This is a genomic window from Haloferax elongans ATCC BAA-1513, from assembly GCF_000336755.1.
Taxonomy (GTDB): domain Archaea; phylum Halobacteriota; class Halobacteria; order Halobacteriales; family Haloferacaceae; genus Haloferax; species Haloferax elongans.
Window position 1 is genome coordinate 24335 of sequence record NZ_AOLK01000022.1, and the last position, 12518, is coordinate 36852.

Sequence of the window (12518 nt, forward strand, 5' to 3'; positions counted from 1 at the left end):
TTGGAGTCGTCTTCTCCCGCCGTTTTCCTTCTCACTCGGACCGTAACGCGACCAGCCTCGCAGGACCACTCTCGCCGCCCGACTCGACGACAAACACCGAGTCGTGGGCGGGCGTCGGCCCGGTTACCGCTCCGCCCGTGAGTGAGTACTTCCAGCGATGGTTCCCGAGTCGAACGTCACCGACGCCAATGCCACCCGAGCGGTCGTAGGCGACGACACCACCATCGTCGCTCGTGTCAGACGCGAAGATAGTGTCCCCGGCACCTGCTGGTGGCGCGAAGAAATCGCCGTCGGACTCCCACGTGAGCGTCCCTTCCCGTTCGTCGTAGGCGTGAATGCCACTGCCGTCTGTCGAAAAGATACGGCCGGGACCGACGACGAGAGAGCGGTGCGGCGACGAGTCCGGTTGGTGCCAGTCGGTTTTTCCGGCTCGCAGCCCGCCGCGAAGACGGGCGACACCGCCACCGAACATCCCGACGAAGACATCGTCGTTGACGGTCGCGAGCGCCTGTACCCCACCGGGAACCTTCGTCCGCCACAGTCCGGTCGGTTCGTGTCCGGCTCCGTTGTCCAAGAACGCGACGACTTCGCCGCCTTCGGTTCCGACGACGGGCTCGCCGAAGTGCGTGGCCAGTGCACGGGCGGGACCGAACACCTTCGTCCGCCACTCTATGGTCCCGTCGTCTGTTCGGATTCGGAAGACGTAGCCGTCGGCATCGGCAGCGTAGACGTAGCCAGAACTCCGTTCCGGCCGGACGAGTGGCGCGCGGACACTCGATTCGGTCGGCGCGTGCCATACTTCCTCGCCGTCGTGGGTGAACGCGAGAACACCTGTTCTCGTCCCCGTCTTTCCGACGTACACGTGGTCTGAATCGACCGTCACCGGCGACCTGAAGCCGCTTTTAGATTCGACTTCGACCGACCACTTTTCAGTGCCGTCCTCGACGGCGAACGCCCGCAGTCGCTCGCCTGTCGCGTAGTAGACAGTCTCCTCGAAGACGACGGGACGACCGAGGGCCAGTCCGCCGACCTCGATGCCCCACGCCTCGCTCGGCTTCGACTCGGGACCGGTCGCGCGGGGGTTGTAACTCGTTCCTCGTGGGGAGAAGTGCGGCTGCGGCCAATCGGGACGGCCCGCTCCGGTCGAGCCGGTATCGTCGCCGAGGCATCCGGCGAGACTTGCAATCCCGAGTGCTGAGCCCGCCCCTCCCGACTTCAGTACGTCACGCCGCGTCAGTTTCACGCGTCATCACCTCCTGCTGCCGCCGCCGTTCCCGACACGTTCGGTCCGGCAATCGAGTCGTCGGCGACGACGGTCAGACTCATCAGGCCATCAGCTCGCGTTACGGGGCAGAACACGCGGTTGTCGGTGGCAGCGAGCGAGTGGCCGACGTAGTCTCCGAGCAATATGGACCACCGCTCCCGGCCGTCAAGCGGGCCGGTCCCACCTCGCTTCAGTGCGACCAGATTGCCTTCGTCGGTGCCGACGTAGACGGTGTCGCCAGCCACAGTCGGAGCCGAGTCGGCGGACGAGTAGGACCACTGTTCGTCGCCCGTCGCGGTATCGAGCGCGCGAAGGTCGCCTTTCGAACAATACAATCGCTCGCCGTCGAAGGCCAGCCGTTTGTGGACGCCGCGGTCGTCCTCCCAGACGACGCTCCCGTTTCGCTTCTCCAGCGCGGCGATGCGGTCCCAACCGGCGACGTAGACGCGCTCGTCGCCGACGACGGGCGCGACGGGATTGGCGGTGTTGAGCGACACCTGCCAGTAGCCGCTACCGTCAGTGCCGAGACAGTAGAGCCGCTGCCCCTCGGTGACGACGAAGACGAGTCCGAGATTGACCGCGAGCGGGTTACGAACCGCGCCGAAGAGGTCGCGGGTCCACCTCACTTCGCCGGAGTCGAGGTCGACTGCGCAGATGCGTTCGTCCGTGAGACCGACGAACATCGTCCTGCGCTGGTTGGAGAAGGCGGGTGCGGTGGTCGGAGAACCGGGAAGTTCGATACTCCGAATCTCGCGGCCACTGCGGGCATCGTACACCAGTAGCTCAGTGGAGCGCTGGACCGTTTGGGTGGGCGTATACAGCGCCCCATCGAGGACGACTGGCGTCGTCCAACTGTCGCCGAGGCCCTCCGAAATGACCTCGCCACCGGTGACATCGACGATTTGCAGCGGGTCGTTGGCCGTGTAAGCTAGCGCTCCAATTGCTGCGGGTTCAGCCAGCGGCATCCCGAAGTCGGCTTCGTACTCGACGATGGGGTCCGAAACAGCGCCCCCCTCGCGGAGGTACGCGCTGTTGGCGTCGTCGTGGGCGTAAGTGGGCCAGTCGGTGTCGAATTGGACGCCTTCGGGAAAGTCGTCGTCGGCCGGTGAGTCGTCGCCGAGACAGCCAGCAGTGCCGACTGTCGACAGCGACACGAGCGTCGTCCCGGCCACACCAGAGAGAAATCGTCGCCGGGTCGAGCGCGGAGAGTCAGACGACGAGCGGGGGGACATATGCTGGTTGTTCAATATAATCTGTCAAGATTCTTGTGGGCAGGACCGGCTGAGACCGCGTCTCTTTTGCCCGCGGACCCAATATGTGGGATAACCGAATGGCCCGATACCACATCGAGACGTACGGCTGTACCTCGAACCGCGGTGAGAGCCGCGCCATCGAGTCCGCGCTCCGCGACGCTGGTCACTACCGCGTCGATGGTCCCGAGGAAGCCGACGTCGCCATCATGAACACCTGTACGGTCGTGGAGAAGACGGAGCGGAACATGCTCCGTCGGGCCAAAGAACTCGAACAGGAAACTGCCGACCTCATCGTCACCGGTTGTATGGCGCTCGCACAGGGCGACGACTTCCGCGACGAGGGCGTCGACGCCCAGATTCTCCACTGGGACGACGTTCCGACCGCCGTCACCAACGGCGAGTGCCCGACGCCCGGCCCCGGCGTCGAGCCGGTGTTAGACGGCATCGTCGGCATCCTCCCCATCGCCCGCGGGTGCATGTCGAACTGCTCGTACTGCATCACGAAGTTCGCGACCGGCCGCGTTGACTCGCCGTCGGTCCAAGAGAACGTCGAGAAAGCTCGCGCGCTCGTCCACGCCGGGGCGAAGGAACTCCGAATCACCGGCCAAGACACCGGCGTCTACGGCTGGGACAAAGGCGACCGGAAGCTCCCCGAACTGCTCGACCGCATCTGCTCGGAAATCGAGGGCGACTTCCGCGTCCGCGTCGGCATGGCCAACCCCGGTGGCGTCCACGGTATCCGGCAGGAACTCGCCGACGTGTTCGCGAAGCACGACAAGCTCTACAACTTCATCCACGCGCCCGTCCAGTCGGGTTCCGACGAGGTGCTCGAACACATGCGCCGCCAGCACCGCGTGGACAAGTTCCGCGACATCGTCGAGACGTTCGACGAGACGCTCGACTACTGGACGCTCTCGACGGACTTCATCGTCGGCTATCCGACCGAGACCGACGAGGACCACGAGCGGTCGATGGACCTCCTGCGCGAGATTCGCCCGGAGAAGGTCAACGTCACGCGGTTCTCGAAGCGCCCCGGCACCGACGCGGCCAACCTGAAGGGACTCGGCGGGACCATCAAGAAGGAGCGCTCGAAGGAGATGTCCGAAGCGAAGATGGACATCGTCGCCGAGGCCTACGAAGAGATGGTCGGCACCGAACAGGAGGTACTCGTCGTCCAAGAGGGAACCGGCGACTCCGTGAAGTGCCGCGACGCGGCGTACCGCCAGATTATCGTCCAGAACGCCTCCGAACACGGTCTCGAACCAGGCGACTTCACTCACGTCGAGGTCACTGCACACCAGACGGTGTACGCCTTCGGCGAACCTGTCGAGAAGCGCGCCGAACCGAAAGCCGCCTGAGCCGCGACGCTTTTTTCAGGGCGTTATCGACCAGACGAGTTCGTCTTCGACCGATTGGACCGGCTCTCCGTCGAGATTCGTGAGTCGCCACGACGACGCGCCGGCGAGTCGCAACAGGAGTTCGAACTCGCGTTTCGTAAGCGACGCGACGCGGTAGGTCTCGGAGACGACCACCTCGTCGTGCTGGTCGAACAGGACTTTCTCGCCTTTGACGATGCCCTCGACTTCGTCCTCGAAGTCGGCGCGGTGGAGCACTCGATAGCTCTCGTCACCGATTTCGACCTGCTCGGTCTCTTCGATACCGTAGTTCTCGATGATGAACTCACAGTCGTGAGCGTAGAAGTTCACCACCAACTCCCCGTCGTCGGCAGTGGCGGCGAGGAGTGACCGGAGTGCGGCCAGTTGGTCGTCGATGGTCAGATTGTGGAGAAACGCCCGAAACGGGACGATGACGAGGTCGTAGGGCTCTTCGACGGTGAATTCGCGCATGTCTGCACGCCGGACGTCAGGTTCGAGTCCCTCGGCGTACGCTTTCGTCTTGAGTCGGTCGAGCATCCCCGACGAGAGGTCGATACCGGACGCGTCGATTCCTTCCCGCAGGAGTTCGAGATAGATACGGCCAGTCCCACAGCCGACCTCTAACACCCGCCCGTCGACGTCGCGGGCGCGGTCGAGATAGTACTGGACATCGTCAGTCGGCGTCTGCTCCGCATCGTACACGGTGGCCCACGCGTCGTAGAACCCAGCGACGCCATCCGAATCCATAGCTGTTTTGCGTCCGATTCGCCCATAAACCTTCGCTCGGTGTCACGAGGGGTTTGAAAACAGAGTGGGTGGCCGAACACCACGGCACTCGATTACTCGTCGCGGTGAGGGCAGTCCGTTACTCGTCGCGGCCAGACACACCACCGCCACCGACTCGGAGGAACATCCCCTTCGAGGCCGGGGCGGTCGGTTCGAACCCCCATCGGTCGTAAAACCCGTCCACGTCGGCGAGGAGGTTCACGAATGCAGTCGGCGGTGCCTCCCGGTCGAGGTAGTCGACGAGGGCGTCCATGATGCGAGTTCCGAGTCCCTGTCCCTGATGGTCGGGGTGAACCGCCACGTCGACGACCTGATAGACTGTGCCGCCGTCGCCGACGAGTCGGCCCATGCCGACGATTTCCTCGGATTCGTCCCCACCAGTGCCGTCTTCGCCCGCTCTGTTCTCGGCGACGACGCTCACGCCGAACGTCGTGTTCGGGAGGCCGCGCTTCGCTGCGTCGAGCGACCGAGGTGCCATATCGGCGGCATCGCGGAGGGCGACGTACGTCTCGGGGTCGGGGAACTCGGCAACAATATCGTACGAGAGAGCCATACGGGTAGTGAGACAACAGTCGGTCGTAACCGTTCTGCCCGCAAAACCAACAAATTATTGTCATTTATTCCCGTCTATTCGTTGTGTCCTCCGACAGCCCGTCACTCTGGCGTCTCTTCGCTGGAGATGTCCTCCAGACGCTCGCTGCAGTCGCTCTCGTCGCTGTCCTCCTCTTTGCCGTCACCGGTGTCTGGCCGCCGATGGTCGCGATAGAAAGCCCTAGTATGGAACCGCATCTCGAACGCGGAGACCTCGTCATCGTCTCCGAAGAGGGGCGATACGCAGGCCCCGCAGCAGACGAGCATGGTGTCGTCACGGCCAACGAGAGCAATGGATACGGCCGAATCGGGGAGACAGGGGATGTGATAATTTTCTCCCCACCGTCGAGAGAGGAGTCACCGATAATCCACCGGGCGGTGTTCTACGTCGAGAAGGGCGAAAACTGGTACGACGAGGCGAACCACTCGTACGTCGACGGTGCCGACTCCTGTGCGGAGTTGTGGCACTGTCCCGCGCCGCATTCGGGGTACATCACCCGCGGCGACAACAACGAGTACTACGACCAGGCGAAGGACATCGCACCGCCGGTTCGTCCGTCGTGGGTTCGCTCGAAAGCGCAGTTCCACGCGCCGTATCTCGGGTCGCTCCGACTGGAGTTCAAGGCCTTCTTTTGACCACCGAGAGGATAGTCGCCGCGACGGTTATCGGTCGCCGCCGTCCGGAGAGAACGCGGTAAAGCGCTCCGTGTCGGTGTCGTCTTCTTTCCACTCGCCGAGTTCTCTGGGGTCGACGTGGACGAACACGTCGTCGACCTCGTCGATTTCCTGAATCGCACCGACGACCCACGACTCGATGTCGTGGGCCTCGGCGAGCGTCATGTCGCCTTCGACTTCGATGTGGAGACTCACGTCGATTTCCGGGCCGACGTAGTGCGCGACGACGTCGTGTGCCCCGTAGACGTCAGGGTGTGAGAGCGCCGTCTGCACGATGAGCGCGCGGAGGTACTCCGGCGGCGCGGCACCGACGAGGTAGCTCACGTTGTCGCGGACGATTTCGAACCCCGTGTAGATGACACCGAGGGAGACAACCATCGCGGCGAGTGGGTCAAGGACGGGATACCCCGCCTGACTGCCGAGAACACCGACGAGCGCGGCGGCGGCGGTGAGGATGTCGTTTCGGTTGTCCAGACCGGCGGCGACGAGGGCCGGAGAGTTCCGTTCGCGGCCGACACGGTCGCAGTAGCGATAGAGGCCGTATTTGAACACCGCGGCAGCGACGAGGACTAATACACCGAGTGTCCCTGCAGAGCCGCCGTAGGTGTCGTTGAGGATGCTCGTCGTACTCTGCCAGAGAATCGCACCCCCCGCCGCGAAGACACCCACAGCGACGAAAAGCGAGACGAACGGTTCGATTCGCTCGTGACCGTGGGGGTGTTCGAAGTCCGGCGGCTTCGTCGTGAGATACAGCCCGGCGAGGATAATCGTACTGTAGACGGTGTCTGCGAGGCTGTTCACCGCCTCGGACCCGACCGCCAAGCTCCCCGTCGACCACCACACTGCCCCTTTCCCGAGGACGAGTAGCAGGTTCGCCACGAGGACGACGACACCGACCCGACGGATGGCCCGTTTCCGCTCCATTACCGTGGCTTTCGAACGGGGGGTTAAAATCAGCTTCGGGCTATTGAGGCCTTTTAGACGAGCTTCACGAGAGTTTTAGATTCAGTCTAAATCAAGAAAGGCGGCTTCGCCGTCGTCGCCGACGACCGCCTCGTCGAGGTCGGCAAAGGCGTCGTGGAGTTGGTCGTAGGAGTCGTCCAACGCCTGTACGAGCACTTTCGTGTCCGAGATGACGGGCATGAAGTTGGTGTCGCCGTTCCAGCGCGGGACGACGTGGGTGTGGAGGTGGTCGTCGATAGACCCACCCGCAGCCGAACTGCCGAGGTTCTCGCCCGCGTTGAAGCCGTGGGGGTCGAACGCGGCGTCGAGCGCGTCGAGCGTCCGTGACTTGAGGCGGGCGTGGTCGAGGAGTTCTTCGTCGGAGAGCTCAGTGAAGTCGCCGGTGTGTCGGTACGGGATGACCATCACGTGACCGGGCGCGTAAGGGGAGTTGTTGAGGATGACGAACGAGTGTTCCGAGCGCGCGACGATTTTGCTCTCGGCGTCGTCGTCGCGCTCGGGGAGTGCACAGAAGGGACAGAAGTCCTCGTCCGCATCTTCGGCGCCTTGGTCGCCGTCCCGCGTCACCCACTCGATACGCCACGGTGCGAACAGTTGGTCCATGAGGGGGTGAAGGGACGGGGGGATGCAAGCGGTTTCGGTCTCTGAACGCGACTACTTGGTGATGTTCTCGTAGCCGTCTTCGGTGACGATGACGGTGTGTTCGGCCTGCCCGACCAGCGCACCGTCTTCTTCCTTCAGGACGGGGTAGCCACGGAAGACGCCCTGCTGTTCGAGACGACGAATCGCCATCTCGGAGCGGCCGCCGTCGAACCAGCGAGCCGCGAAGGGAAGCAGTTTGTAGTCCTCGCGGACCTCATCGAGGAGTTTGCGCGACATCCGGTCGCGGACCGAGCGATCGTTGACGAGGCTGTAAATCTCGTTTTTCGAGCCTTCGGTGACTTTACCGGAGCCGTCGGTGGCGAAGGGTTCGATTGCGATGACGTCGCCGACTTCGAGTTCCGTGCCGCGTTCTGCGCCGCGGTTCGGGATGGTCGGGTCGGTGTGGGCGTCCCACCGCTCGACGCCGTGCCCGGAGAGGTTGAGAACCGGCGTGTAGCCGTAGCCGCGGATGACGTCCTCGATTTCGGCACCGATGTGAGCCGTGTCTGCACCCGCCTCGACCATGTCGAGGGCGGCGTCGAGCGCCTCTTCGGCGGCCTCGGGAATCTCCGGGTTGCCGGAGAGGTCGATGGTCACTGCCGCGTCGGCGATGTAGCCGTCGATGTGAACGCCGAGGTCGAGACAGACCATGTCCTCACCGAAGACGGTGTCGTCGTCCCGGCCGGGGCTCGCGTGCGACGCCTCTTCGTTGACGCTGATGTTGGCAGGGAACGCACAGCCGTCTGCGAGTTCGCGGATGCGCCCTTCGGCGTACTCCGCGACTTCGAGGTGGGTGACCCCGGGTTCGACCATCTCGGCCGCCTCGTCCATCACCGTGCGGAGTACCTCCCCCGCTTCCTGATACTTTTCGACCGTCTCGTCGTCGAGGGGTCCGATACTCATGTCCGCGACTTCGGGACGCCGTGGGAAAGCGATTGCGGGACGAAATCGGAGTCTGCCACACACTGTCGTATGACTATATAGCTCAAATTTCCACAACTAGCAAACCTTTCTTAACCCCAGAGCATTCGTATCGGAAGACAGACCCACATGAGCGCACTTTCCTTCCATCCCGACGTCGCCGAGCAGCACCTTCGAGTGGATATCGACGACTGGAACGACGTGTACGTCGTCGGCGACGTTCACGGGTGCCTGTCCGCGCTTGAACGCTTAGTCGACCGCCTCGACCCCTCCGACGACGACCTCGTCGTCTTCGTCGGCGACCTCGTTCGGAAAGGCCCGGACAGCAAGGGCGTCGTCGACTACGTTCGCGAGCGCGACAACTTCCTCACGGTCCGCGGGAACAACGAAGAGAAACTCATCCGCGGAACGAAAGAAATCGACGCGCTCACCGACGAGGACCTCGACTGGATGGAGTCGCTGCCGGTCGCAATCTCGTGGGAAGACACGCTCGTCGTCCACGGCGGCGTCCACCCCGAAGTCCCGCTCGAAGAACACGACGTGGACAAGTTACAGAACACGCGGGCGATGAACCCCGGTGACAGCTACGACGGCCCGTTCTGGTTCGAACACTACGACGGCCCCGAGCGCGTCTTCTTCGGCCACACCGTCATGGCTCACCCAGCGGTCTTCCAGCACGCCATGGGTCTCGACACCGGCGCGGTCTACGGCGGCACGCTCACCGCCTACGACTTCTACGACGACGACCTCGTCAGCATCGACGTAGACATGACCCACGAGTCGCGCAAGGACTCGAAGATTCTCGAACCCCGGCAGCCCGCGCTGGTCTGAGGTCGCTCCAGCGACGTGCCAAAAGAATAGTGCCGCCGAGTCAGGGTCGGCTTCCCCGACTCCTGCTCACGCACTCGGCCGAATTCGAGCGAGGATGTCACCGTGGTCGAAGTCGGCACCTTCGCCGACGACGATTTCGCTGACGGTGCCCGAAACGGGCGCGGTCACGTCGATACTCACTTTCTCGACTTGCATCTCACAGAGCGTCTCGCCTTGGTCGACCGGCGAGCCCTCGCGGACGAACCAGTTGGCGAGGTACGCCTCGGTGACATCCTCCGCGTCTTCGGGCCAGACGGTCGCCGAGTCCACGTCGACCGTCTCAGCCATGGGCGGCCCCCACTCGTCGGTCGCGCTGGCTCATTCGTGGAGTTCGCGGATTGCCTCGGCGATGCCTTCGGTGCCGGGAATGACCTCGTCTTCCAGCGGCCGGGCGTAGGGTAGCGGCACGTCCGGGATTGCGAGGCGCTTGACCGCCGAGAGGTCGTCGAGCGCGCCTTCGGCGGCCCGCGCGATAATCTCGCCCGTCACACCGAACGACTGGTAGTCCTCGTCGACGACGAGGAGTTTCCCCGTCTTGCGCACCGAGTCGAGGATAGTGTCGGTGTCGAGCGGGACGAGGGTTCGCAGGTCGACGACTTCGGCGTCGATACCGTCGTCTTCGAGCCTGCTCGCGGCGTCGAGCGCCCGGTGGACGTGGAGTCCGAGCGTGACGACCGTCACGTCGTCGCCGGGGCGTTTGATGTCCGCTTCACCGAACGGAATCGTGTAGTCTTCTTTCGGGACGGACGTCTTCGGCCCGGATGGTGACGGCATCCAGCCGAGACCCATCAGGCGCTTGTGGAACATGTACACCACGGGGTCGTCGTCGCGGATGGCGCTGTGCATCAGGCCCTTGGCGTCGTAGGCGTTGCTCGGAACGACGACTTTCATCCCCGGCAGGTGGGCGAAGGTCCCGTAGAGCGTCTGGGAGTGTTGCCCCGCGTCGTTGTAGGTGCCGCCGACTGCCGTGGTCAGCACCATCGGGACGGAGAACGACCCCCCGCTCATGTAGGTGTTCTTCGCCATGTTGTTGTAGATCTGGTCCATGGCGACGCCGAAGAAGTCGACGAACATCAGTTCGGCAATCGGGCGCATTCCGGCCTGTGCCGCGCCGACGGCCGCGCCGATGTAGGCCGTCTCGCTGATGGGAACGTCCATCACGCGGTCCCGGCCGAACTCGTCGAGGAGACCGGTCGTACTGGAGAAGATACCGCCGTAGTCGGCGACGTCCTCGCCCATGAGGAATACGTCCTCGTCGTTTCGCATCTCCCAGGCGACGGCTTCGACCATCGCCCTGCTCATCGTCAGTTCCCGCTCTGTCTCGGTCGCTTCGGTAACGTCTCGTGATTCAGTCGCCATGCTCAGTCACCTCCCTGGTTCCCGCCGTCGGTCGCCGCCTTCGCTGGCGGGTTGGTAAACACGTTCTCGTACGCCTCCTCTGGAGACGGCTCTGGCTGTTCTTTCGCCCACGAGATTGCGTCGTCGACGCGCTCGTGTGCGCGCTCGCGAATCTCGTCGAGTTCGTCGTCCTCGACGCCGTGCGAGCGCAGGTCGTCCGCGATGCGCTCGATGGAATCGAGTTGTTTCGCCCGTTCGATGTCGGCTTCGGGGCGATACGCCTCCGCGTCGCCCATGAAGTGACCCATCCGGCGGTGGACCTGCACTTCGAGGAGCGTCGGGCCGTTCCCGTCGCGGGCGCGAGCGATTGCCTTCCCCGCCGCTTCGGCGACGGCGACGGCGTCGTCCGAATCGACTCGCTCGCCGGGCAGGTCGAATCCCCACGCGCGCCGGGAGCCGTCTTCGACGTCGGTCACGCGGTCTTTCGGCATGCTAATCGCCCAGTCGTTGTCCTCGATGACGAACACGACCGGCAGGTCGTGGACGCTCGCGAGGTTGAGCGATTCGAGGAATCCACCTTGGTCGATGGCTCCGTCGCCGAGGAACGCAACGGCGACAGAGTCGGTGTTGCGCTTCTTCGCAGCCATCGCCGCGCCGACAGCGGGCGGGCAGCCCTGCGCGATGATGCCCGAACACGCGAAGTTTACGTCCGGGTCGAACAGGTGCATGTGACCGCCTTTCCCGCGGCACAGCCCCGTCTTTCGGCCGAAAATCTCGGCTGTCATCTTCTTCAGGTCGACGCCTTTCGCGATAGCGACGTGGTGCGGTCGGTGGGGTGCTGTGACCGTGTCGTCGTCGCGAAGATGAAGGCACACGCCCGCACTAGACGCCTCGTGTCCGGCAGCGAGGTGTAACTCGCCCGGAATCGGCCCCGCCGAGATGTCGAACGCGGGTTGCTTGCCGACGAGATATTCTTCCTGTAGCTGTTCTTCGTAGTACCGAGCAGTCACCATCTGCTCGTACATCGTTCGAAGTTCGTTGACACTCACCATACCCAGTAGTCGTACATTCGAAAATCTATTAACATTAATTATGTAAAAACAGACCGTCAGACTCTGTGGAATTCGAAATCATCACGGAAAACGACTGAGTGCGTGCATTACTAACTCCGACGGCGACAATTCGTGTGCATGAGTAGCACGACACCGACTCCGGTGACGATACCTGCCGACGGCGTCGAACTCGAAGGGGACCTCGCGGTTCCGTCGGGGGCGTCAGGCCTCGTCGTCTTCGCGCACGGCAGCGGCAGTAGTCGCAAGAGCCCGCGAAACAACTTCGTCGCGGAGGTCATCCGCGAGCGGGGTCTCGGAACGCTGCTTTTCGACCTCCTGACCGAGGAGGAAGACCAGACCTACGAGACTCGGTTCGATATCTCGCTTCTGACACAGCGCCTCCTCGCGGCGACCGAGTGGGTCCGGAGCAGAGACGACACCGCCGACCTCGATATCGGCTATTTCGGGTCGAGTACGGGTGCAGCCGCGGCCCTTCTCGGGGCGGCCGAACTCTACGACCAGACCGGTGCGGTGGTCTCCCGCGGCGGCCGCGTCGACCTCGCGGAAGAACGTCTCGACGAGGTGACTGCTCCGACGCTGTTCATCGTCGGTGGCGCGGACGACACCGTACTCGAATTCAACCGCGACGCGTTCGGCGAGCTCCACTGCGAGAAATCACTCGAAGTCGTCGAAGGTGCTGGCCACCTGTTCGAAGGTTCCGGCGAACTGGAGGAAGTCGCCGACCTCGCGGCCGACTGGTTCGAGACGCATCTTGGGTAACACGCGT

14 protein-coding genes are annotated in these 12518 nt (G+C 63.6%); 4 read left to right on the top strand and 10 right to left on the bottom strand.

The window, feature by feature from the left end; all coding sequences use genetic code 11:
- Positions 1–31: 31 nt before the first annotated feature.
- Positions 32–1243: an outer membrane protein assembly factor BamB family protein gene (locus C453_RS14515; protein WP_008325539.1), complete on the bottom strand. Its 1212-nt coding sequence runs from the start codon at positions 1241–1243 to the stop codon at positions 32–34.
- The gene (locus C453_RS14520; RefSeq protein ID WP_193788074.1) at positions 1240–2496 is read right to left on the bottom strand and encodes a PQQ-binding-like beta-propeller repeat protein; all 1257 of its coding nucleotides are present in this window, start codon (positions 2494–2496) and stop codon (positions 1240–1242) included. The genes C453_RS14515 and C453_RS14520 overlap by 4 nt, the downstream gene beginning before the upstream one ends.
- 98 nt (positions 2497–2594) lie before the next feature.
- Here C453_RS14520 and C453_RS14525 point away from each other — a divergent pair, with 98 nt between their 5' ends.
- Positions 2595–3875 (top strand): tRNA (N(6)-L-threonylcarbamoyladenosine(37)-C(2))-methylthiotransferase, encoded by a 1281-nt coding sequence (locus tag C453_RS14525; protein WP_049907712.1) that lies wholly within the window; start codon positions 2595–2597, stop codon positions 3873–3875.
- Positions 3876–3890: 15 nt separating this feature from the next.
- Here C453_RS14525 and C453_RS14530 read toward each other — a convergent pair whose 3' ends face one another.
- Both C453_RS14530 and C453_RS14535 read right to left on the bottom strand, forming a co-directional pair.
- Positions 3891–4640, bottom strand: a complete 750-nt coding sequence (locus C453_RS14530) for a class I SAM-dependent DNA methyltransferase (protein WP_008325545.1) — start codon at positions 4638–4640, stop codon at positions 3891–3893.
- A gap of 118 nt (positions 4641–4758) precedes the next feature.
- Positions 4759–5232: a GNAT family N-acetyltransferase gene (locus C453_RS14535; RefSeq protein WP_008325555.1), complete on the bottom strand. Its 474-nt coding sequence runs from the start codon at positions 5230–5232 to the stop codon at positions 4759–4761.
- 83 nt (positions 5233–5315) lie between these two features.
- On the opposite strand from C453_RS14535, the gene C453_RS14540 reads away from it, so the two are divergent.
- On the top strand, positions 5316–5906 hold the full coding sequence (locus C453_RS14540) for a S26 family signal peptidase (protein ID WP_008325563.1): 591 nt from the start codon (positions 5316–5318) through the stop codon (positions 5904–5906).
- A 27-nt stretch (positions 5907–5933) separates the two neighbouring features.
- On the opposite strand, the gene C453_RS14545 is transcribed toward C453_RS14540, so the two are convergent.
- The 3 genes from C453_RS14545 to map form a co-directional block, all read right to left on the bottom strand.
- Positions 5934–6869, bottom strand: coding sequence for a cation diffusion facilitator family transporter (locus C453_RS14545; protein ID WP_008325565.1), 936 nt, complete (start codon positions 6867–6869; stop codon positions 5934–5936).
- Positions 6870–6950: 81 nt separating this feature from the next.
- Positions 6951–7511 carry an HIT family protein gene (locus tag C453_RS14550; RefSeq protein WP_008325566.1) on the bottom strand — a complete coding sequence of 187 codons (561 nt, stop codon included), beginning with the start codon at positions 7509–7511 and terminating at the stop codon, positions 6951–6953.
- A gap of 51 nt (positions 7512–7562) precedes the next feature.
- Positions 7563–8453 carry a type II methionyl aminopeptidase gene (gene map / locus C453_RS14555; protein WP_008325567.1) on the bottom strand — a complete coding sequence of 297 codons (891 nt, stop codon included), beginning with the start codon at positions 8451–8453 and terminating at the stop codon, positions 7563–7565.
- Between the two features lie 147 nt (positions 8454–8600).
- On the opposite strand from map, the gene C453_RS14560 reads away from it, so the two are divergent.
- A complete protein-coding gene (locus C453_RS14560) occupies positions 8601–9302 on the top strand; it encodes a metallophosphoesterase family protein (protein ID WP_008325569.1) in 702 nt (233 codons plus the stop codon).
- A 66-nt stretch (positions 9303–9368) separates the two neighbouring features.
- Here C453_RS14560 and C453_RS14565 read toward each other — a convergent pair whose 3' ends face one another.
- Genes C453_RS14565 through C453_RS14575 form a run of 3 tightly spaced genes read right to left on the bottom strand, consistent with a single transcriptional unit; the run spans position 9369 to position 11704 of the window.
- Positions 9369–9629, bottom strand: a complete 261-nt coding sequence (locus tag C453_RS14565; protein WP_008325575.1) for a lipoyl domain-containing protein — start codon at positions 9627–9629, stop codon at positions 9369–9371.
- A gap of 30 nt (positions 9630–9659) precedes the next feature.
- On the bottom strand, positions 9660–10700 hold the full coding sequence (locus tag C453_RS14570) for an alpha-ketoacid dehydrogenase subunit beta (protein ID WP_008325577.1): 1041 nt from the start codon (positions 10698–10700) through the stop codon (positions 9660–9662).
- 2 nt (positions 10701–10702) lie between these two features.
- Positions 10703–11704 carry a thiamine pyrophosphate-dependent enzyme gene (locus C453_RS14575; protein WP_049907782.1) on the bottom strand — a complete coding sequence of 334 codons (1002 nt, stop codon included), beginning with the start codon at positions 11702–11704 and terminating at the stop codon, positions 10703–10705.
- A gap of 165 nt (positions 11705–11869) precedes the next feature.
- On the opposite strand from C453_RS14575, the gene C453_RS14580 reads away from it, so the two are divergent.
- A complete protein-coding gene (locus C453_RS14580) occupies positions 11870–12511 on the top strand; it encodes a dienelactone hydrolase family protein (protein ID WP_008325580.1) in 642 nt (213 codons plus the stop codon).
- Positions 12512–12518 lie beyond the last annotated feature (7 nt).